At 35.7% G+C, this 21,808-nt stretch carries 18 protein-coding genes; 8 read left to right on the top strand and 10 right to left on the bottom strand.

All coding sequences use genetic code 11. The annotated features are described in order from the left end of the window. Positions 1 to 24: 24 nt before the first annotated feature. From J2X31_RS10800 to J2X31_RS10810, 3 genes are all read left to right on the top strand, one after another. Positions 25 to 717: a nucleotidyl transferase AbiEii/AbiGii toxin family protein gene (locus J2X31_RS10800; RefSeq protein ID WP_310026674.1), complete on the top strand. Its 693-nt coding sequence runs from the start codon at positions 25 to 27 to the stop codon at positions 715 to 717. 113 nt (positions 718 to 830) lie between these two features. Then, positions 831 to 4,574: a YecA family protein gene (locus J2X31_RS10805; RefSeq protein ID WP_310026675.1), complete on the top strand. Its 3,744-nt coding sequence runs from the start codon at positions 831 to 833 to the stop codon at positions 4,572 to 4,574. 1,136 nt (positions 4,575 to 5,710) lie between these two features. After that, positions 5,711 to 6,136 (top strand): DUF6943 family protein, encoded by a 426-nt coding sequence (locus tag J2X31_RS10810; RefSeq protein ID WP_310026676.1) that lies wholly within the window; start codon positions 5,711 to 5,713, stop codon positions 6,134 to 6,136. Positions 6,137 to 6,688: 552 nt separating this feature from the next. Here J2X31_RS10810 and J2X31_RS10815 read toward each other — a convergent pair. Genes J2X31_RS10815 through J2X31_RS10825 form a run of 3 tightly spaced genes read right to left on the bottom strand, consistent with a single transcriptional unit; the run spans position 6,689 to position 8,068 of the window. Beyond that, positions 6,689 to 6,904 (bottom strand): hypothetical protein, encoded by a 216-nt coding sequence (locus tag J2X31_RS10815; protein ID WP_310026677.1) that lies wholly within the window; start codon positions 6,902 to 6,904, stop codon positions 6,689 to 6,691. Positions 6,905 to 6,914: 10 nt separating this feature from the next. Further along, a complete protein-coding gene (locus J2X31_RS10820) occupies positions 6,915 to 7,310 on the bottom strand; it encodes a DUF5675 family protein (RefSeq protein ID WP_310026678.1) in 396 nt (131 codons plus the stop codon). Continuing rightward, positions 7,310 to 8,068, bottom strand: coding sequence for a hypothetical protein (locus J2X31_RS10825; RefSeq protein ID WP_310026679.1), 759 nt, complete (start codon positions 8,066 to 8,068; stop codon positions 7,310 to 7,312). Before J2X31_RS10825 ends, J2X31_RS10820 begins: the two co-directional genes overlap by 1 nt. A 266-nt stretch (positions 8,069 to 8,334) precedes the next feature. Here J2X31_RS10825 and J2X31_RS10830 point away from each other — a divergent pair, with 266 nt between their 5' ends. Together J2X31_RS10830 and J2X31_RS10835 are read left to right on the top strand one after the other, a co-directional pair. Continuing rightward, on the top strand, positions 8,335 to 8,538 hold the full coding sequence (locus J2X31_RS10830) for a hypothetical protein (protein ID WP_310026681.1): 204 nt from the start codon (positions 8,335 to 8,337) through the stop codon (positions 8,536 to 8,538). Positions 8,539 to 9,040: 502 nt separating this feature from the next. Then, complete coding sequence (locus tag J2X31_RS10835) at positions 9,041 to 9,598, top strand: hypothetical protein (RefSeq protein ID WP_310026683.1); 558 nt, start codon at positions 9,041 to 9,043, stop codon at positions 9,596 to 9,598. Positions 9,599 to 10,224: 626 nt separating this feature from the next. Here the strand turns inward: J2X31_RS10835 and J2X31_RS10840 are convergent. From J2X31_RS10840 to J2X31_RS10870, 7 genes are all read right to left on the bottom strand, one after another. Then, entirely contained in the window at positions 10,225 to 11,508 is a 1,284-nt protein-coding gene (locus J2X31_RS10840) for an HlyD family secretion protein (RefSeq protein WP_310026685.1), read from the bottom strand. A gap of 111 nt (positions 11,509 to 11,619) precedes the next feature. Continuing rightward, entirely contained in the window at positions 11,620 to 13,815 is a 2,196-nt protein-coding gene (locus J2X31_RS10845; protein WP_310026687.1) for a peptidase domain-containing ABC transporter, read from the bottom strand. Continuing rightward, a complete protein-coding gene (gwsS, locus tag J2X31_RS10850; protein ID WP_310026688.1) occupies positions 13,808 to 14,884 on the bottom strand; it encodes a grasp-with-spasm system SPASM domain peptide maturase in 1,077 nt (358 codons plus the stop codon). Before gwsS ends, J2X31_RS10845 begins: the two co-directional genes overlap by 8 nt. A 178-nt stretch (positions 14,885 to 15,062) precedes the next feature. Next, positions 15,063 to 15,965, bottom strand: a complete 903-nt coding sequence (gene gwsG, locus J2X31_RS10855) for a grasp-with-spasm system ATP-grasp peptide maturase (protein WP_310026690.1) — start codon at positions 15,963 to 15,965, stop codon at positions 15,063 to 15,065. A gap of 19 nt (positions 15,966 to 15,984) precedes the next feature. Further along, positions 15,985 to 16,830 carry a hypothetical protein gene (locus J2X31_RS10860; RefSeq protein ID WP_310026693.1) on the bottom strand — a complete coding sequence of 282 codons (846 nt, stop codon included), beginning with the start codon at positions 16,828 to 16,830 and terminating at the stop codon, positions 15,985 to 15,987. Positions 16,831 to 17,038: 208 nt separating this feature from the next. Then, positions 17,039 to 17,242 carry a hypothetical protein gene (locus tag J2X31_RS10865; RefSeq protein ID WP_310026695.1) on the bottom strand — a complete coding sequence of 68 codons (204 nt, stop codon included), beginning with the start codon at positions 17,240 to 17,242 and terminating at the stop codon, positions 17,039 to 17,041. A 176-nt stretch (positions 17,243 to 17,418) separates the two neighbouring features. Next, the gene (locus J2X31_RS10870) at positions 17,419 to 18,063 is read right to left on the bottom strand and encodes a response regulator (RefSeq protein WP_310026696.1); all 645 of its coding nucleotides are present in this window, start codon (positions 18,061 to 18,063) and stop codon (positions 17,419 to 17,421) included. 89 nt (positions 18,064 to 18,152) lie between these two features. Here J2X31_RS10870 and J2X31_RS10875 point away from each other — a divergent pair, with 89 nt between their 5' ends. From J2X31_RS10875 to J2X31_RS10885, 3 genes are all read left to right on the top strand, one after another. Continuing rightward, positions 18,153 to 18,866, top strand: a complete 714-nt coding sequence (locus tag J2X31_RS10875; protein ID WP_310026697.1) for a LytR/AlgR family response regulator transcription factor — start codon at positions 18,153 to 18,155, stop codon at positions 18,864 to 18,866. A 321-nt stretch (positions 18,867 to 19,187) separates the two neighbouring features. After that, the gene (locus tag J2X31_RS10880; RefSeq protein WP_310026699.1) at positions 19,188 to 19,376 is read left to right on the top strand and encodes a hypothetical protein; all 189 of its coding nucleotides are present in this window, start codon (positions 19,188 to 19,190) and stop codon (positions 19,374 to 19,376) included. A 271-nt stretch (positions 19,377 to 19,647) separates the two neighbouring features. Continuing rightward, the gene (locus tag J2X31_RS10885) at positions 19,648 to 21,498 is read left to right on the top strand and encodes a tetratricopeptide repeat-containing sensor histidine kinase (protein WP_310026701.1); all 1,851 of its coding nucleotides are present in this window, start codon (positions 19,648 to 19,650) and stop codon (positions 21,496 to 21,498) included. Positions 21,499 to 21,808: the final 310 nt, after the last annotated feature.

The raw sequence follows: 21,808 nt of genomic DNA on the forward strand, positions 1-21,808 counted from the left end.
TTGCCCTCAATAGCCAATTTTAGTTTGGCAGGCGGAACCAATTTAGCCTTACGGTACAATCATAGGATTTCTGATGACATAGATTTATTCTGCCCTGAAATTATTGGATTTGAAGGATTCAATAAAATTATAGAAGAAGTTAAAGATTTTTTTGGCAAAAATGCTAGAAATTTTGATTTTCCATGTGATATAAATGACCAATATTGTTTCTTGAGATTTTTTGTTGACGCAGAAGATGGAACAATGATAAAAGTAGAAATGTTGCAAAACATGAAACATCTTTTCGCTGTTGAAACAATTAACAACATACGTCTGTTTAATAAAGCTGATATCGGTTTATACAAGTTAATAAGCCTTGCGAACCGTTCAACTAAAAAAGATGTTTACGATTTAGATTTTATTACCGAGGAAATCAAAATTGTAAGTCTCTATGAAAACCTTGTAGAAAAGGTAAATAAATTCAATCAGGAAAAACACCGAACAATATTTGATTTAGACAAAAATGAATCGGTATTAGAAAATCCTGAATTATTAATCCGTTTTGATAATACAATAAATTCACCAAGGTTTCCCGCACATACGCACGACAATATTAATATTGCTAAAGACAGTAAAACTTGGATTGAAGCCAGAATTAATTGGCGTTCCAAAGTAAGACAGTTATACACGTATTTAGGGAAAGATTTCCCTGGTCCAAAAGGAATAGATATTTCATAAGCATTATTAAAAGCTATTGTTTGTTAAGTCATAAAACAATCAAATTCAATTACAGAAGTCAATGTTAATTTTTATCTTTAACAAGGTATTAATTTAACCATAAACACTGTATTATGAATAAAAAAATAGGAAGAAATGATTCTTGTCCATGTGGATCAGGAAAGAAAAATAAAAAATGTCATAATATTGATAGATGGCCAACTACTACGGTCAGTAAAAAAGAAAATATAAGTAGTACAAAAGAGTACATACAAACCCATGAGTCCAAACATCTGCTCAATGAAATAATTTCTTTACAGCTTTTACCTGAAAATCACGGTAAAAATATTCGAATTGAAGAATTAGCAACCCTTGTAGTTAAAAATCTAAATAATGGTAAGATAAAAGATCTCAATAAGCTTTACGACTCAGTTAAAAAAGAGTATGCTTATAATTATAATGAAGATCCGGTTGAAAGCATATATACTGAAAATGTTATTTTTTATGGAGGTAACTTCACGGTTTTTCCTGGTATCGCATTAGAACCTGTAGAAATTTTCAAGAACTTAACGCACATAATATTCAATACCGATATTAAACTTCCAGATGCTTTTAGAGCACAGGTTTATAAAGGTATAACACTGTTATTACATATAGGTCAAGAATTTGCCAATAAAGCAAAAATTACAGGAAATACATATACTGAAAGTGAATCACAAGAATTAGTTCATTTTGATAAAGAAGTAGACTTTTCAATTTCAAAAACTGAATTAATTAAAATCTGTAGCTTTCTTCAGATTGACCCCAATATAATTAATGATTTTATTATTGACCCAGAGGATGTTCGCTTTCAAAATAACGACCCACAATTTAATCCGCTTTTATTTTATCCTATAGTTGAATTTAATAATGAATATTTTTTCATTTTGATCTCTAATCAAGTCAATGCTTTAAATGAATACATTTTAAGATTAGCCAAAAAATACAATTGCGAAAAAAAGCTATTATTGGCTTATCAGGAAGAAATTTGGACTGAGGTAATGATAGCTTGTCAACAAATGGGATGGGCAGAAACTGATATTAAACTTCCTGAAGATGAAAACGATATAGATATTAAAGAGGCTATTCTACATTTCGATAATAATCGGTTGGCTTATGTTTCACTACAAATCCCGTTGGGATTATCAGATTTATTTAGTAATCAATTTGCAAACACTAGACAACGTTCACAAGAACGATTAACAAAAGTAATTACAGAGTTAAAAAAACGCCCTGAACTTTTAGAATCTAAATTTCTAACCGTTAGTTTATACGATTCAATTGGAAGGTTTTTTATGGGGATGATGCAGACACCGCAAGAAAGGGAACTCAAACTGTCATTCTCTGCATACAATTTTATAACACTATCTAAAGGTGAAGATTGGGAGAGATTAAGCTTATGGAAATTTGCAAAAGCATCAGATATTTTTCTCAGAAAAGCACATAGTATGTCATCAATGATTGACATATACAACGTCTATAAATCAAAAGGGCAAGGATTTTATTTTTCAGACGATACAAGACCCGATTATGTGATGGTAGCTCCTGGAGATGGTAGTAAATTAATCAGGGAAACAAAATTAAAAGCAAATTATCATGCAACCCCAATTAAAATTGAAGGAAACGTTGTATTTATGCCCGTTACAAGGATTGCAGATTTTGCACCTATTTATAAACCCACTAAACATTTAGGGTACTTTTTACAAGCATTAGAAACATTTTCTATACCGTTATGGATAACAAACACACAGATAAGAAAAAATTCTATGGTACCTGCGGTACGTCTTTATGCCGACGCAATTTCTTTTTGGTTGCATAAGTTTCAAACCTCACTCATGGATTATATAAATCAAGCAGGTACTGATCCTTTAGAAATTGAAATAAAATTTGATCCAGCAATATTTGAAGAAATGACATCACTTGAAATGAAAGAACAAAGTGATGGTCAATATTTAGCGTCATATATTGATGGAAAAATAATCTTTAATATTCCATCTTCTTCATTAACAGAATTTATGGGATCAAAAAATGAAGGTGAGCGGATAATGATGAAAGAAGTACTTAACGCTCTAAATCTAATTGATGGTATTTCTATCAATGATGATGAGATAGATAATATTATAGAGCATCACATGCCACTGAATCAAGCAAAAATGATCTTAATTTCAGACAGTCAGCAAGACTTACTGATTGAGCGTAGATGGCTAGTAGAGGAATTTCTGTTAACCGATGCAGAGGTTGAAATGTTGTTGGATGAATTACCTGGTATGATTGAAACAAAAATGTCTATTCCAGAGAAAATTATCAATCCTGATGATAAAAAAACTTTATTTAATACTGCCACTACCGTCTTAATAGAAAAACTTAAAAATGAAATTGGAGTATTCAATCACAAAGAACTCTTAATTGCACTTCTAAAATTACATGAAGCATTGGTTCAAAAAAGAGAATACAATAAAACCATCATTCCTGCTCAATTGTTATGTTTCGGAGGAATTGAGGATAAAGTAAATGAGATACTAGAAAATGAAAAAAATCTTGTCAGAACTTCTGTAGCACTTCGAGCTTTAATCGAATATCTTTCAGCACAACCAATTTCAGGTAGCTTAAGTCCAAGTCTAGATGACATTGATAGGCTTCTGGCATTAATGCATGAGGTTGTGAATTTTGGCTTTTTAAGCGATGCAGTTCATTTTAAGATGGATGATCCGGAAGTTGGAAAATTACCTTCTGGGCGTATTGGTATATCGAGAGATTTTTTTGAGGAAAAGCTTAAACCTTATACCGAATCCAATACTAAGGCAGAAATTGATGATTATATATCAAATTTTGAAGACAGATTTGAAACGTATAATCCTGATGAAGAAAATGATGTTGATTCAGAAACACTTAAATCAGTTGAAGAATTAGATGAAGCCTTCGTCAAAGATTGGGGTATTACTTTTTCAAATCTTTACACATTGTTTTATCATTCAGCAATGATGTGTATGCAAGCTGAAGAATCGGTTATTACAATAAGTGAAGTAGAATTAATTGAGAGACTTGTTACTGATTTAAAACTTCCGAGAGAACAGGCTATAGCAGGGATAGATAGACTTGTCTTATCTCCAAGAGATTCATATCTAACAGCTCCTGAAAGTTATAATAATAGTGAAGTTTTTCCATGGAAATACAATCGGGAATTTAGTCTAACTAGAAGATTCTTTGTGCGACATGTAGGTTCGGATAAAAAAAACTTATTGAGTTGGGGGTTTAGAACCGCTATCGCTACTCAAAAACAATTGCAATATTTATTACACAGTGGTAAATTAAATAATGGAGGCACTGAAATTAAGAAATTAATGGGTGCATTTCGTGTAAACAATGGTAATGTATATAGAAATATTGTGAAAGATTGGTTGAGTTTACAATCCGATTTCGTCGTTATTGATTATGAAGTCAAAATTGCTCCTAGAGCTCCGTTGCATGCTGAAAAACAATATGGTGATGTTGATGTACTAGCACTTCATAAACCAACTGGTACCGTTTTTAGCATTGAATGTAAAAACACCACTAAAGCCAAAAATATACATGAAATGAAAACGGAGATGGATAGCTATCTAGGGCGTGAAGGTGGAAAGGGAATGATAACAAAACATGTTGACAGGCATAATTGGTTGATCGATAATAGAGATCAATTGCAAAAGCTTTTTAAGATAGATACACCCATTACGGTTAAGTCTTTAATGCTTTCATCTGAAGTAATTCCTACCCCATACATTAAATCTGAAGCATTGCCATTGCCTATAATAGCATTCCATGATTTAAAAAGAGAAGGTACAAAACTATTATTTGAATAAATAACAAGTCATTATATAACAAGTAAAACTCTGCATTGAGGAAGTAACTTAATATCCCACCCTCCCCAACGCTCCAAAAAATTACCGTCATGGTTTTTGTCCCAAACCACATCAAGCACTTTGCCTGCTGGCTGGAAAGCTAGGTGTAGAATTAAAATTTATACAAGCCACCAGGCAAACAGCTTGCCCAACGCACAAACAAAAACGCGTACGCTTCGCAACTCATGCCGGTAATTTTTTCCCAAAGCTAAGTTACATAATGTGGCATTATAGTCCCTGCGGGCTACGGGGGCAAGCCCACTATAATAACATTATGTAAAAAAGCCCCACGGCCAACGCGCTTGCCAGTGGCTCCAGGACAACATTTTTTGTAGCTCCCATCGCATCAGCCAGCCACAAAAAACACCATCCTTCTCCACTGTCTTTAACAACGTTCACCATTTTATAGGAAATTTTACAGTTATCATTGCTTTTAAGAACATTCTCAATAACTGTTTTTTCAGCTTTGTGGTTAAAATAGGAAGTCTTTTCATTGCTTTTGTAAGTAATAAAATGGCTTTCATTTTAATTAAATTTGCCTATGGTAAAAGCCATTTTAGCACACACAAAACCAAAACCCCGGCAATAGTATTATTGTTATTTGCCTGTACTATAAAATAATCAGAAGCATGTGTTAGGAAAATAAAATAATACCCTTGCCTGCGCTACTGCCTCATCGCACTCGGTAAGTTTTTGCATTGCTTTTTGAAGATATTTGTCGCTTTCTCGATAAACCACACTAATCATTAAAATTGATTTTTGACTACTAGTACATCCTTCAAAAAACAAAGGACATCCCAAAGTTCTTTCTAACCAATAATTTAGGCTAGCAATCAAAACAAAAAATAAAAAAAGATGGCAAAGGTAAGTTTCAGGTATTCAAAAAAACAAGTTCAAGCCCTTCGGGTTTCAGCAAAAATCTCCACCTTATCAGGTAGTATTTTTTCTGAAAAACCTGCTTTTTTGAAACCTTTTACTTTAACGTACGGCTTTCTTTTTTTCTTTTTTTTCTTTTGAAATGAATTAGTTTTAAACTCAATTCATTCATCAAAAACTGAAAAGAATTTAAAGAAAAGCTAATCTTTAAATTGTAAATCATGATGAATTTTATCGTTAAAACACACAAACAAGGCACTATTTACGCTAAACCTCATTTCTTTATTTTAAACAAAGGAATGAACAGTGGAAAACCTCAACAAGCACCCTTTACAAACAGTTTTGTAATACTGTTTGAACACAATAAAGATTGTGAAAATATATTCTGGATTGCATACAGTCTTTGGAAATCAAAATTTTGGTTGCAACATTTAGTGGGATCAGTCATTCCTTTTTTACGTCTTCCGGATTTTAAAGAATATTTCTTTGAAAGAACAATACTAATGATGCAAGAACACGAAGAGCATGTAAAATATGTTGCCTCTTTAAAGTTGTTAGAACAGAAAGAAAAACAGTTTAATGAAAACATGAATTTAATTAATGATATGCGAAGAGTAATTCTTTACAGGTATATAAAAACAAAATAACCCTGAGGAATCAGGGTTATAGTTTGTGGACAGCCAGGAATCGAACCTGAGAGCTAACTGCAATATGTTCATCCTTAGATTTTACCAATTAGACTTTTCTACTTTTAGGTCTGTCCGCGTTAACTCCAATCCACCTTTCGAAAAAAATTCCAATGTCTTTCATATCTTCTAGATTTTTTATATAGTTAAAAACTGTTATTCCACCCAATGCAAACTGGAAAAATGTTGCTGGAGGACATCCAAAAAAAGAAACCGATAAAACATTAAGTACTAATAATATTCAAAATATATTTATATCAAATATAAGCAATTAAATGGAAAAAGTCAAGCCTTTTCAGACCTGACTTTCATTTTGTTTAACCCAAAGGTCACCACAATTGGAGTTAAACTTATTTTTTGTGCTTTCTGTATAGACTTTTAAGTATTAACGAAATTGTAAAACTGACAATTGCACCAAGAGTAGCTAATAGGATCGTCTTGATTATATCTGCAGATTGAATGTTAGGTAGAATACTTAAAAAGGTGCCTCCGGCAGTTCCCACTATGGTGGAATTATTTGTTGTCATCAGTTGTAGTAAGCTGGCTCGTGGCTGATAAAATCCCGCCAGCCAATGCTACATAACCACCAATTGTAATTACAACTGCAGGTAAAGCAACAGGAGCCGTTAATACAGTTCCGCCTACAGCTACTAATGCTAATCCAATAGTCCGAAGCACTTTAAAAAACTTTGGTGTGGAAGCGGTAGCTCTGTTTACAATTTTTTTCATAAGCTAAAAATTAAGATTGAACAATTAATTCAACACTCTCATTATTGTCCAAGGCTTTATAAACAATATCTTTTAGCCTCATAAAAGCTTTTCTCGACATCAATCCTAAACCTGGACCCGAAAGTTTAATCACGGGAGCAATACAGCCTTGCAGTTCTTTTTGAGCATTGTTTGCAGGATGAAAAAGAATAAACTTTCTATTAGGTACATCCTCTAATTCCAAATGCCATTTATGTTTTGAACTGTATCGCTTTCTAATAAAATATTTCCCTTCAGGAATGCAGGAAACCTTCGTTTCGTTCATCTTCCATGGCAATTCGATTGTTTTACAAATCAATCTGCCTTCGCATTCGAGTTTCCCATTAGTTCCATCAGGGAAATAAGTTCTGGTAAGCCAAATAACCATTACACTCCACTATCTACTTTTATAATGGACAACGGGTTAAAAGCACCATTCTTTAGCGGATACATTTGCCCATTGATCTCTTGGTAAAATTCAACACCCAAAGCCAAGAACAAAGGCTTTGTTGAATTGGCAGTCACTGTATTAGTTTGGGTAACTGGAGCGGTTGCAGTTGCATCCCACGGTAAAATCGCAGTTTCGGAATTCGCAACCACAAAAGTTTCAGCTTCAAAATCAATTTCAGCCCCTCCTGAAATAATCTTGTAATGAGTAGTTCCACTTGGAGCAGAAATCATATTCGATGGGATAAAAGAAGCTAAATCCACCGAAATAACTCCAGATACACGATCAATAGTTGCTACAAACGGGGCAAATAAAGTAGTTCCTAATTTCCCGCGAATATTGAATTCAAAACCAAATAACAACTCCGCTTCACCATCAATAACATTTCGTAAACCACGTTCGCTCACGGTATCAGCTTGGATAACTTTAACCATTGCCTGTGTTAAACGGCTAACCATTCGGCTATCTGCAGAATTTAAAAGTAACGCACGTAGCGCTGTTCTTAAAATCTTTCCGGCTTTTCCAGCTCGCCCAAATTCCGAACCGTTTTCACGAGTTCTTTGAAACGCTGGATCATTTGCAATTCTGTTGGCGTCAATTCCACCTTTTTCTCTTGCTAAATGCCCGTCGCGCGTTTTATAAAAGGTAATATCTCCAATAGTACCCTTTAATTTAATTATGCCTTTTTGTCTAGCCATAACTTCAAAATTTTGTTAAACATTCATTTAAAATCTCTTTCATTCCATCAACAAGTTGCAACCAAATTTTGAGTGAATAAGCAAAGTTTACAAAGCATTAAACAAAAATAAAAATGGTAAGTGTACCAGATGTCCAAAAATGACACAAGTGTCCTATATCAACATAAAAACACTCTAATTATCTGTGAAAAATTATTTCTAAATTGCAAAAAGAATTTCAACATGTCACATGGTATTCAAAGCTTAATCAAAGGCATAGATAAAGTATGAAAAATGAATTACAAAGAGTTTGCATCTATCCAAAAGACATACAGCGTATAACCGGCAAGAGTTATCGTCAAAGCACCCGATTGATGCAAAAGATTAAAAACGAGCTTAATAAACTTGAAAACGAGTTTCTAACAATTGAAGAATTTTGTAGCTATTCTGGCATAAAATATGAACAAGTAACCCACTTGATTTTTGGCTAAAATTAAGAGATTGTTTTAGTTAAACTTTAATCATAAAAGAATCATATTGTCATTTAAAACCAGTTCATTTTTTAGCCTTGACACTTTAATAATCAAATAATTATCCTTATATTTGACTACTTTGAATTTAGAATAATAGTAGTCTTATAAAAGAGGTGTCAGTCGAGGTGTCACTTAAATTAAATGCTTTGTGAAGTATTGATTTTATTGGTGGCTTTTGTAATAGACAAATCCCTCTTTCTCCGCCAGACGGAGTTTCAAAAGAAATTTTATGAATCAAAAGCCCCTAAATGCTAGCATTTAGGGGCTTTTCTCATTTATGTGGCATATCAAAATGCACATATTGTGTCATAGTTCAGTAACCCTATGAGTAACCCTATTTACTTTTGGCTCTTTTGGTCTAAAATAGGGTTACTGGAATTTGAGAATTCCCTCGGAATTCCCTGCTGTCACTAGGTTCACAAGTGGTTTTAAATCAATTTTAATTTTTAATTTAAATTGTTTGAACCATGTTAAAAGTAAACTTCTTCATCAAGCCCGAAAAGGCAAAAAAAAAGGCCTCTGCCCGATCTTCGCCAAACTTTCACTCGGGAACAAGTCAACGACCATCACAACGGGGAAACTGATCTCCAAGGAAAGATGGAATTCAACAAGCAACCTGAAAGGCACACTCAGGCTTGAAAGCGAAAAAATTGTCCAGGAGTCCCTTGACATATTCAAGCTCAATGTGGAGCGCAAAATGAACGAGCTATCCAAATTCGGCGCTGATGTTTCGCTTGAGCTTCTAAAGACAGAGTTCCAGGGGAAGACTATTCCCTCGAAAAAAACCGTTGGCATCATAAGCATCATTGAAAAACACAATGCCTACTTCAAGAAAAAAGCAAATGCAGGCGACCGCGCCGCCACATCCCTTCAAAAGTATGAACGGGCAAAGACGTTGCTTGCCTGCTTCGTTTCAAGGCAGTATGGCAGGGATGAGATGGATGCCATGGAAATCGACAGTGCCTTCGTGTTTAACCTGGAATCATACCTGCGCTATGACAGCACCCAATGTCATTAAGTTAAGGAAATAAACCGTCTGTTTTGTCCTTCCCACGAAGGAGGAATCGCATTGTCAAATTCACTTTATAGAGCTACTTGTGAGTTCCCTCCTTCGTCGGGAGGACAAGATTGAGCTTAACTTAATGACATTGACCTCCCCCTAGGGCCGGGTCCAGCAGCCGTGAGGGATACCTGGGATTGACGCGGAACCCATAATTTTCCAGGACAGCGCTGATCACACCCAGGTCACCACTCTTCACAATTTCCATCATCCTCCTGTAAAGCGGGAGGCATTTGGTATATGGTGTATCCATCATATACAGTTCCTTGCGATGCGACAGTCCAATCATCTCGGCTGCCTGCAGCGAGTTGAGGGCAAAGGACTTTTAGCAAAGGACCGACTTCCCACTGTTGGAGCCCAGCAATGTATTCTGATGGTGCAGGCTATGAAATCAACAACGTCGCTTTCGGCAAGCGACTTAATAGGCGCCCAAGTTGAAGGGGATTTTAAAGCCACTGCAGAAATTCTTTGCATTTTTAAGTGAGCGGGAACCTACAGCGGTTGGTCCTTATCGGGGCTGCCCCATTACATTAATTATCTTTACCCAGTCCATTCCGGAAGAAAGAGGAGTATTTTTTTGATGACTATCTCCTAAACACATCCCTAAACTGATACAGCAACCTTTCAATCAACCGTAAATCTTCAGTCACAATATCGGCAGTTCCCGACATTTCTTGTTGGAACGTAATTTGCTTTTTATAGGACGTTTCCAAACCTTTGGGCAACGAAATATCAATCAATAAATTGCCTTCCTTGTCAGGAGTTAAAGAAATAGTTCTAATAGTTCCCTTGAGCATTCCGAATTCTCGGTCGGGAAAATTAGCCAATCGAATATTTACATCCTGGCCTGTTTTGATTTTGCCTGAATTCTGGGCAGGAGCTTTTACTTTTCCGATATAATTTTTACTTTCCGATGGAATTATGGCAAAGACATCATCTCCTGCTGCTACATTTTGGCTGGGTGTCCAGATTTGCAAGAAGGTCACTTTCCCCTCAATTGAGGAACGAAGCACATAGTTGAGCTCCCAATTCCGTATGGCTTTTTTCAACTCATAGTAAGATTGAATGACATTGCGTTCTAAAATGACATTCTCCTTGGTTTCATTGATTTTTGTGGTCTTGGTATTTCTGCTCAAATCATTCAAAGAAGATTTCATCTGGGAAACCGAACTCAGCAGACTCTTGTAGTTTTTTTCCGCCTGAAGATAAACCAACCGCTGTTTTTCGATTTCTTGGGTGGCGATTATGCCTTTGCCATAAAGTTTTTCATGGCGATCCAGATCGTTTTTTTGCAACACTAGCTCGTTCTGCGTGATGCTCTTTTGCGATTCCAGCAAGGTCAGTCGTTCCTTGAGTTGCAAATACTCATAGCTTTGAGCAGTGCCTTCTACCTTGTAGGGCTGTAGTTTTGTATTTAATTCGTCTGCAACATATTCCTTTTGAAAAACGGCAAAGGTGCTTTCCACTTCTCCCAATTGTGTAGATTGTAATAACTCAAACGGAAAAGTATTTTTGTTTAAATTTAAAGTATCAACAATACTCTTTAATAAAAAAATATCTTTAAAGTTGGCACTGTTTTCTATAACGGCAAGCGGTGTGTTTCTGGCAATACTTTGCCGGTCAACAACCAATATCGCTTCAATCCTGCCTGAAGTTCTGGCTACTAATTTCTCTGGTGGAGTTTGGGTGGTGATGATAATCTGGGTGGTGATGATGTCCGGGTATTTGATGAACCACGTAATCATAAGTACCAATATCAAAAGTAATAATATGACAACATTTCCCCATCGGATCATCCAACTGGGAACCCGGGTCAGGATTTCCTGAACTTCCTCGCTTCTTAATTCTATCTGCTTGTTTTCTGGCATTTTTTACTTCTTAAATCTAATCTTATTTATGAGTTCCCTCCTTCGTCGGGATGACAAGTTTGTGGAGTTTCACTTCTTAAATCTAAAATCGTTACTCTTCAATCTAAAATCCTATGTTCCCAATTGCAATTGATTTCTGACGAGTTCATAATAACTTCCTTTTAAACTTACTAATTCCTGATGGTTGCCTATCTCTACAATCCTTCCTTTTTCCAAAACAACGATTTGGTCGGCATTCATAACCGTACTCAATCGGTGGGCGATGACAACCACGGTCTTGTTTTTAAAGAACACGTTTAGCTTTTCCATAATCTCCTTTTCATTATTGGCATCCAACGCGGATGTGGCCTCGTCAAAAAACAACATTTCTGGGTCTTTATAGACCGCTCTTGCAATCAGAAGTCTTTGCTTTTGTCCGGTACTCATACCAACTCCTTCCATCCCGATTTTGGTATTGTATCCCAAAGGATACTCTTCGATAAAGGTCTTGATGTTAGCCACATCGGAAGCATAGACTAGCTTTTTCTTATCAATTATGTCCACTCCAATGGCAATATTATTGGCTATTGTATCATTAAAGATATAGCCTTCCTGCATGACCGATCCGATGTGGCTACGCCATGATTTCTGGGCAATCGTACTCAACGGAGTCTTGCCAACCATTATTTGACCTGAAATGGGTTCATAGAATTGTTGCAGTAATTTCATCAATGTAGTTTTGCCACTTCCACTTGTTCCTACGATTGCAGTAACTTTATGGGCTGGAATGGTCAGGTTCAAGTCCTCCAAAACGCTAACATCTGAACCGATATAGCGGAACGATAAATCCTTGATGACAATATCGGCATCTTTTGGGATATCTTTTGTTTTTTCTGCAATGGCAGTTGTTTCATCTTCCTTTTCGTGGATTTCTGAAAGACGTGCAAGCGAAATTTTTGCATCTTGGGCTTCCCTTATAAAGCCAATCAATTGTACGATTGGTCCGTTGAGGCTTCCTACGATACTGCTTATCGCCATCATCATACCAAGGGTAATCTGTCCGTCAATGACCAATTTTGCCGACAGAAAGATGATGATGATGTTTTTCAATTCATTGATAAAGTTGGAACCGATACTTTGGGTCTGTTCCAATACCAATCCCTTCATCGAAACCTTGAAAAGCCGTGCCTGGAGATATTCCCAGCCCCATCGCTTTTGCTTTTCGGCATTGTGGAGCTTTATTTCCTGCATCCCGTTGATGAGTTCCATCACCTTGCTTTGTTCCTGGCTTACTTCTGCAAAGCGTTTATAATCCAAGGTTTCACGGCGTTTCAAAAAAAGCGTAACCCATAGGAAGTATAACAGGCTTCCTGCAAAAAAGACTGCAAATATTTTCAGATTATAATAAGCTAAAACGCCTCCCATAATAAACATATTGATCATGGAGAACAATACGCTTAATGACGAAGTGGTCAAGATTCGCTCTATCCTGTGATGGTCGTTGATACGTTGCATGATGTCGCCCGTCATCCTTACATCAAAAAAAGATATCGGAAGGTTCATCAATTTTATAAAGAAATCAGAAATCAGGGAGATGTTGATCCGCGTTGAAAGGTGCAGCAGTATCCAGCTCCTGATGAGTTCAAGTCCCGTCTTTCCAAAAAAGAGAAACAGTTGGGCAACCAGAACCATATAGATAAAGTGGATGTTTTGGTTTTGGATCCCGACATCCACCACACTTTGGGTAAGGAAAGGAAAAATGAGTTGCAGCAAACTTCCAGCAAGTAATCCAATTATGAGCTGAATTATAAAGGATTTGTACGGAAAAATATATTTAAACAATAAGCCAAAGCCAAACGTCTTTTTATCTTCTTTATCGAATTCAGATTGATGAAATTTAGGTGTTGGTTCAAGTAGTAATGCAATACCTTCTTCCGTGTTCTCATCTGCATTGTTGCCAATCCAGGATTTTAGAAAAGATTCTTTGTTGTATTCTAATAGACCAAAGGCAGGGTCGGAAATAAAGACCCTATCCTTTTTGATTTTATATAGAACGACATAATGATTCGCATTCCAATGTAGAACACAAGGCAACGGTGCTTCTTTTAATTTTTCTACAGAAAGTTTTACCCCTAAAGTCCTGAAACCAATTTGCTCGGCTGCCTCTGAAAGATTTAACAGGTTGCTTCCCTCACGGGTGGTTTCGGATAGGCTGCGAAGTTGCTGGATGTTTAATGTCTTTCCGTAATGCTTGGCGATTATTTTTAGGCAGGTGGGGCCACAGTCTTTTGCATCGGGTTGTTTGTAGAATGGGAAAGTTCTAGGCATCTTTTTTTATTAATTCCTGCATACCATAATATTCAATTGCTTTTTGTTTTAAAGTATTTGTACTCCATTCTTCCCAAACATTGGTGTAGGGGTTGTAGCCACATTTCAAAGGCTTTGAATATTGGTTATCAGGTTCTTCAATATAGGCACGACAATCGGTACAGATATGTCGGAACTCACAATCCTTGCAAACCTCTATCTGGTCTTTGGTGATGTTCCAGTATTTTTTAAAATCAGGATGGTTTAGGGCTTCTTCTAGTGTGGTGTCTTTTATGTTGCCAAAACTTTGTGGCATTGAGGGGCAATTCTTTATGTTCCCGTCTTTGTCTATCGAGATTTTTTTGTGAAGGCATGAGTTGTGGTTGAGGGATTCTAGAACTTTGGGCAGGTTGGTGTTAAAGTATTTTATATCTACAATACCGCACGAGGATAATTTCAAATCCTTATCAGTAAAATTTACTGAAAACCGTAAAAAATCATTTCCCTTAAGTGATTTTCTATTACAACCGTAAAAAACCATACTGTATATTCTCAAAGTTTCGTTATTCAGACATTGAAGAAAATCGACATTTACTTCATCATAAAAAGGAGAAATAACTTCAATTCCCTCCAATATAGAACCTTCAAAACAATTATCGATGTCAAAAAAATCATTAATAGAAAGTGGTTTGGCTGAATAAATAACCAAATGCTTTAATTCAAATTCTTCCAAAGAGGTTCTTATTTTATGCAGAACATCCAGACTGCTAAATTCCATAAACAAATTGGATAATTTACTATAGTCTTGGTAATCATATGAAAGAGGAGGGAAATTTCTATCCCAATCATCGTTACTGACAAAACCATATTCTTTTTCTAGTAAAAAATTCACATATCCCTCTGCAATATCTTTAGATTCACCATCATATGAATTTATCACGTCTTGTATAGAACTTTTCCCTAATTCATTAATAAATTCATAAAGCTCCAAAGGATATAGTTCCGAAACGTTTCTTTGTAAATCGGAAATTAGGATCCTTCTTATTCCTTTTGTAAGCAAAATATTTGAAAACAGATTAAAATAGTTCATAGCATTCTTATAAGGGATTTTACGGGACGCTCTCTAACCAAGAAATCAGTATTATATTTTTCACTAGGCACAAAGTAGATAGTATCTTCTCTTTTACTTCTCTTGTTTTTCTGTTTCCTAAAAGGCTCCATATATTTAAACGTAAGAGGTAATTTGTGCTTTTCCTTAATTTTTTTTTTCATAGATAATTGGCTATCTCCCTTGTCAGAGAGTAATTACATATTGCGGACAAACCCGCAAATTGACCGACAGGATTAACTTCTAAAAAATAGTATGTATCTGCATTCTTTAAAAAATCTAAAGAACCACAATTTAGGTCTAAAGATTTCATAAGAGTGTGAATTCTTTCTTCAATTTCTATTGGAAGATTATACCTTACGTTTCTATTAGGGTTTTTAGTATTATATCTTCGAAAATCAATTTTAGTTTGTTCATCATTTTGTGAAAAAATCGCAAATGACCAAATTTTTCCGTCCAAATAAAAACTTCTAATTTCAAAATCTTTCTCTATTTTTTCCTGGAAAAAAGAAATAAAAAAATTTTCATTCTCGTGTTCTTCTACTACGTTGGTATACATTATTCCATCCAAATCCTTTTCTATATCGTCCAAGACAACATTTTGAGTTATAGATTTTATGATGGTTTCATTTAAGATGACATCGTTGGTGTTTTCCGCTAAAAAATATTTTGGAACATCCAATCCGCTTTCTCTTGCTTTATCTAAGACAATCAATTTGTTAACATTGTTAGTGGTTTGCTTATTAAGATGTCTTTTAGATTCTAATGTTTTGCTTACATAATCCTGCAACCAATGTTGAGTTTCATCCATATGCAAATCAATAGCTTTATTTACATATCGACAATGTTTAAATATCAAACCTCCTCTACGATACCATACGCTACTTACTTCATCAAGAAAAAAACTATTTTTTTGACTTTCAAGAAAGATTCTTTTCTGATTGACTTTAATTTCAAAAACTTCATTTTCATTTACGCGAATAAAACTTTTTTTCATAAATGTCAACCACCTTGTGACCTCTGTTGTCGTAGGTTCTTGGTTTGTTGAAAATATTAGTATCATTTTTTTTAACTTGATTATCTTACTTTTTCACATTATAGTTCAAGCTTCTCAACCCAATACTTCTTCTATTTCGATTTACTTTTAGAGTATCTGAAAACTCCCCAAAGTATTCATCATAGAGGATTTCTCTACCACTATTCCGTTCATGCCGATCAACCATTGTTGCATATTCTTGGGGAGAACATTCTCCAGACTTCACATACTTCAACAATTCATCTTTAAAAAAGGGATAATATTCATCTACGTATGCCATGTGACTTAAAAAGGTCCTCATCGGCATAAAAACACTGTCATTTCCTGTAATACCAATTTTCTGTGGTGAAGGATAACCATAATTCTGTATTGTCCATTTTAGAAGTCTTGCATTTTTTCTATCATTTTTTACCATAGTCACAGAATCTGAACGTTCTTCTTTTTGGTCCCGAACAAAAGCAACAGAAAACGAATCGATCAGTCGTTTATTCATCTTGCTTTTGCTACTCGCTATTTTTTGCTCAACACTTAAACTATCTATTCCGTATTTTTCGCAAAGCGGAAACAATGTTTTGTAATGCTCATTATAAGGAGCAACTAAATCAAGTAGTTTATACACGCTCTTTTTTCCTCCGAATTTTTTGCTGTACTTGTCAGAAAAAACAATATAGGTCTCATATTTGCTAAATCCTCCATTGCTCTTGGGCGGATTGTATTTTCTATATATTTTTTTGTATCGTTTTATAAAAGCAATGGTATCACGATTTATCTTATAAACACTATCAATAGCATTTGCTTTATTGTAATAAGTAATGTAATTCCTGCCTTTGCAGGATAAAGTAGAAAAACTTGCTAACGTAATGAAAACTGTGATAAAAAAAAATGATCTCATAATTTGGCTTTTTTTTACTAAAACACGATTACTAAACGCAAAGGAAAATAGCGTAATTTTTATCCATAGAGGGTTTAGTAATTATTGTTTTTATGGAGTGACTATAATTATTAGTACTTAATTAACATTTAAAAGTAAAAAGAGGAGATTGCTCCCCTCCTAAATAAAGTAAAATCAAAGAAGTTACAAATAAATGTGGAATAAAATACTACTCAAGAGGTCCAACTTCTATTCGACCTATGTATCTTCCATTATCAGTATACTTATCATGTTCTACAGCATCTGGCCTTGAAGGAACATTAGACTGTATACTTTGCTGTGTTCCTCCTCCGCCAATAATAGACTGTAAATTTTTCATTTCTTTGTTTTCAAACGAAGAAAAACCTTTCTCAATTCCAGTTAATTTTTTCATCTTTTTGTTTTTTTGATGATTAATAAATATTTTTTTTACTCTGATAGGAAATTACGTTGTTTTTACTAGTCCTGTACACAAACTTTCTAAAAATCAAATTTCTATCAGTACGAAGTTATAAGACCTTGTCAAAAGACAACGCTACTTTTTATCCTAAAAATGTTAAAATAAATATTCTACAAAAAACCGTTTAGAAATGCCTCTTCTACAAGACTGGAATCTTCCTTGACATCAAAAGCATCCTTCATCATTGAAATACGGCGTTGAATGGCACTTATGGAAAGCGATAAGACCGTTTCAATTTTTTTAATCTTATACCCTTTTGAAAGATAAAGAAGGATTTCACGATTGACATCATCCACTAAAAGATCTTTTTTCCAAATTTCCCTGATGATATGCCTTGCCCCGCTACTCTGAAAGGGATTTCCAATCAAGATTTGTTGTACAATCAAGGGCAGATTTTCAGGAGTAATTTCATTTTTAAGAAGCAACCCATCGGGTTGAACCGATTTTAAGATACCATACACAAGGAGTATTTCGGTATGGGCCGTTATCATAACGATCTTGCAATTTGGATGTTGCTGGCGAATCATGATGGCAACATCACTTCCTGAATGCAGATTTTCGGTTTCGTAGGCAGGCAACCCATAATCAATAATCGCCAATTCGAGTGATAGCGCCTCACGCGACTTTTGAAACGCTTCCTCACAAGTATAAGCTTTGTAAAGCATTAACGGCTGTGGTAGCAATTTAGCCAAGGAAAGGCTCTCGATATAGCCCGAAACGGTCATAGGATGGTCGTCAACGATAAGAATATTCATGTCTTGAAAATTTTAACAAACTTGATGGTTTTTATAGCTTCTAAAAAACAATGTCCTCTGTAGTTTGCATCACCTTTAAAAAGTCTCATATGCAATTCTCTTTCATAGTTGTCAATAATAATGAACCTGCCTTAGCAGAAACTATTTTGCTATTCGATAGTTTTCCCAATTATTTTTGTGTAGGAAATTTCAAAGATACTCAAACGGCGATAAATTCAATTATAAAATCCAAACCTCATCTGGTCCTAATAGGAATTGACGAAACGGTAGAGGGTAATGATGCGTTATTTAAGGTGATGGGAGAAATGCTACAGTATAGCAATCCACTTCCTTATCTCATTGCTACCGCTCCTTCAAATAAATTTGCCATAAATGCCATACAAAATGGGTTTTCTGATTACATAATAGGTGGGATTACTGCACACGAGCTCGCAAAGACACTCTTCAAATTTGAAAAGCGAGTACCCGAAAAAAAAAGTACCACCATCTGCATAAAATCCTATAGCGATTATCAATTTGTCAATCTAGAGGATGTGGTATATCTCAAAGCTGATAACAACACAACGGATATACAATTGATAAATGGCAAAGTGGTGAATGCCTACAAAACACTGAAGCATTTTGAAAATGCACTTCCCTTTTACTTTTTAAGAATCCACAAAAGCTATGTGGTAAACATCAACCATGTATCAAGGATACACTTCAGCAAATCAAAATGCTACATTAATTATAATGAAGTCCTCCCCTTTTCGCTCACCTACAGGAAAAATATCGAAGCTATAATCCGAAAGATAGACCTCTGACAACACTATTTTAAGACAGAAGCGTAAAAACATCCCATTTCACCCTTTTCTTTTCGGACCAACCTAACAGGTCTTCACATTTCACAACATCCCTGGCAAAAAAGTCAATGATTTTGTTTCCATGATGTAATTTGCCAAAGATTTGAAACACTAAATCGATAAAAGCTTTTATTCAATTATTGAGTTTGGGGAAACATCACATACACGATTTGATGTCATTCTTGATGGTTCAGAACAGCTAATTCCCAGCTTTTCTTAAATAAGGTAAGCCGCATTTTGCGGAAGCTACCGGATATACCAATATTCCCAAAATCTATTTTTATGAAAAAGCTATTTTTTTTTACCAGTTGTTGCTTTATAGCAGTTCTTTTTACAACATCTTGCACCACCGAAGGCATCGAAGACGACGAAATAACAATACAGCATAACAATATTCCTCATGTACCTACGCCACCACCTCCCGGTGAACATGGAGATGATGACAGGGATAAGGATAAAGTGAAAGGATAGGCAAAAAAAACCAGGTACAATGTGACTGCTACCTGGTTTTTAATATATATTTTTGGCTAGTGAAAATATCCAGGAATTGAAAGTAAAAATAGTAATAGTATTTATAATCGTAATATCCTGCAGGAAGGAAGAAACTACTCCATATCAAAAAGAAGCAGCACTTTTTGAAACCGCTAGCGATGCAAATGCAGACAGAAAAATTCGGGAAAGAAATCTGGACACAGTCTGCCAATACCTGCTACAGGGAAGGAATGACTCAATTAGTCGTAGCTTGCTTTTCAAAGCTTCAGGACTTTATTATGAATTGGACAGGTATGACAAGTATTTAGCCACCACTACAAAAATACAGCAACTAGCGATTGAAAGCAGGGACACGGCACACTTGGCCAAATCACTTTACTTCATAGGGGACTATTATGAAAGGGAATTGCAGATTGACAGTGCCTTCAAATACTACTCCAAGGCAGAAAGATTATACAAGAAAATAGATGATGCCCTGAATAGTGGCCGTACGATATTATACAAGGCAGGAATACTTTACGATGCAGGGATTTTTACCGAAAGTGAGATGCTAACCGCACAGGCATTGGAGTTTTTAAATACCACGGAAAATGAGAGGTTGGTGTATGAAGGTTACAACTTGATGGCACTGAATCTTAAGGAGCTCAACGACTATAAGAACTCCCTGCGGTACTTTAACTTGGCCTTGAAAAAGTTAGACCTACTGGAGCAAAAAAAATATAATCCGACCAAATTGATAAAATCCAGGGCTTCCATCTACAACAATATGGGAGGCCTTTATGAGAAAGCAGGCAGTTACAATGAAGCAATCAAGCTCTATGAAAGGGGCTTAGCATCGGAAAGGATCAAAGAGAGTCATCCGAGATTATATGCCATGCTCTTGAACCATCTCGCCTCTGCACTATTAAAAAAAGGTGGAAATGACGAAAAAATAGAAGCGTTGCTATTGGAATCATTGGAAATAAGGAAGGATCATAAAATTGAGGAAGGAATAGTGAGCAGCAAGATAAGCATTGGAGAATTTTATCTGCAGAAAAAACAGACATGCAAGGGCATCGAATACATTAGGCAGGGATATGAACTGGCCAAGAAAATCAACAGCAGTTACGATAGCAAGAATGCGCTGAAATTGTTATCCGAAAATGACGGCACCGATAAGGGACCTTATGATAGCCTATACATGAAAATCACCGATAGCCTTTATACGCTGGAACGAAATACAAGGAATAAATTTGCCCGGATTGCGTATGAGACCAATCAGGTGGAAAAGAAAAATGCATTCCTGTCCAGAAGAAATAGAAATATTACCGTTGGGGCGGCCTGTATTATTTTGATATTGGGGACTTCCTTCATTATCTACAGGCTACGGTCCAAGAACAAGGAATTGCTTTTCATCAAGAAGCAGAAGGAGTCAAATGAAAAGATTTATCAGCTGATACTTGGACAACGTTCTGAAACAGACAGGGTTCGGCTGGAAGAGAGAAACAGGATTGCGATGGAATTGCATGACGGTATAGTAAACCGCATCTTTACAACGCGCTTCAATTTGATGCTGCTCCAATCCGAACAATCGAATAGGAAGGAAGAATTAGTGCAGGAACTGATAGCGGCTGAGACCGAAATCAGGAAAGTGTCGCATGATCTGCAACACAACCTGCTTTTCGAGGACGACAGTTTCCAAAAAACATTGACGACCTTGGTGGCAGCACAGCAAAACGAATTCAGTACCGTATTTGATTTGTCCATAGATAAATATATAGATTGGTCCTTGGTTTCCAGTGAAAAAAAGATACATGTCTACAGGATAATTCAGGAAGCAATTCAAAATATAAACAAATATGCCCGGGCAAAAAAAGCAGAAATCATCCTGCTGAAGACGGGCAATAAGATTACTTTACGTATCCTGGACGATGGCATTGGTTTTAATCTGGACAAGGCAAGGAACGGTATCGGCTTGAAAAACATAAGACAACGTACCCATGTTTTAAAAGGCGAATGCACGATTGATTCAAAAAATGAACATGGCACCCGTTTGGAGATCGTATTTCAAGGAACAGGACCGAACGGGAATAGAATTGCAAGCGATTCAGAAGGGCTATAGAAGCACAGGCAAGTACCTGACATTCCAACACTAGAAAACAACCAGGAACTTTGTAGCTCCTATTCTGCAACTTTATGGGGAACAATAAATAAGCTGCGACATACAAAGTTGCTCCGCAGCCAATACGATGGCCCAAAAAAAGAGGGCTGTGCACTTTTTTCCAATTCAACAATCCGAGGCTTTCCCGGGACTATAATGCCGACCTATGGACATTTATAACCTGAACTCGATTAATAAAAGACCGCTAATTGGTTAGTTTTAATTGTTTCGTATTTTAAAGAAGGTTTTTTCGGCAGAAAATTATAAGCAA

The organism is Flavobacterium arsenatis, from assembly GCF_031456785.1.
GTDB lineage: Bacteria > Bacteroidota > Bacteroidia > Flavobacteriales > Flavobacteriaceae > Flavobacterium > Flavobacterium arsenatis.

Bases quoted from the DNA above. Each gene is read 5' to 3' on its own strand.
- J2X31_RS10805 (WP_310026675.1), top strand. From the start codon at position 831: ATGAATAAAAAAATAGGAAGAAATGATTCTTGTCCATGTGGATCAGGA.
- J2X31_RS10810 (WP_310026676.1), top strand. From the start codon at position 5,711: ATGATGAATTTTATCGTTAAAACACACAAACAAGGCACTATTTACGCT.
- J2X31_RS10815 (WP_310026677.1), bottom strand. From the start codon at position 6,904: ATGAAAAAAATTGTAAACAGAGCTACCGCTTCCACACCAAAGTTTTTT.
- J2X31_RS10820 (WP_310026678.1), bottom strand. From the start codon at position 7,310: ATGGTTATTTGGCTTACCAGAACTTATTTCCCTGATGGAACTAATGGG.
- J2X31_RS10825 (WP_310026679.1), bottom strand. From the start codon at position 8,068: ATGGCTAGACAAAAAGGCATAATTAAATTAAAGGGTACTATTGGAGAT.
- J2X31_RS10830 (WP_310026681.1), top strand. From the start codon at position 8,335: ATGAAAAATGAATTACAAAGAGTTTGCATCTATCCAAAAGACATACAG.
- J2X31_RS10840 (WP_310026685.1), bottom strand. From the start codon at position 11,508: ATGCCAGAAAACAAGCAGATAGAATTAAGAAGCGAGGAAGTTCAGGAA.
- J2X31_RS10845 (WP_310026687.1), bottom strand. From the start codon at position 13,815: ATGCCTAGAACTTTCCCATTCTACAAACAACCCGATGCAAAAGACTGT.
- gwsS (WP_310026688.1), bottom strand. From the start codon at position 14,884: ATGAACTATTTTAATCTGTTTTCAAATATTTTGCTTACAAAAGGAATA.
- gwsG (WP_310026690.1), bottom strand. From the start codon at position 15,965: ATGATACTAATATTTTCAACAAACCAAGAACCTACGACAACAGAGGTC.
- J2X31_RS10860 (WP_310026693.1), bottom strand. From the start codon at position 16,830: ATGAGATCATTTTTTTTTATCACAGTTTTCATTACGTTAGCAAGTTTT.
- J2X31_RS10865 (WP_310026695.1), bottom strand. From the start codon at position 17,242: ATGAAAAAATTAACTGGAATTGAGAAAGGTTTTTCTTCGTTTGAAAAC.
- J2X31_RS10870 (WP_310026696.1), bottom strand. From the start codon at position 18,063: ATGAATATTCTTATCGTTGACGACCATCCTATGACCGTTTCGGGCTAT.
- J2X31_RS10875 (WP_310026697.1), top strand. From the start codon at position 18,153: ATGCAATTCTCTTTCATAGTTGTCAATAATAATGAACCTGCCTTAGCA.
- J2X31_RS10880 (WP_310026699.1), top strand. From the start codon at position 19,188: ATGAAAAAGCTATTTTTTTTTACCAGTTGTTGCTTTATAGCAGTTCTT.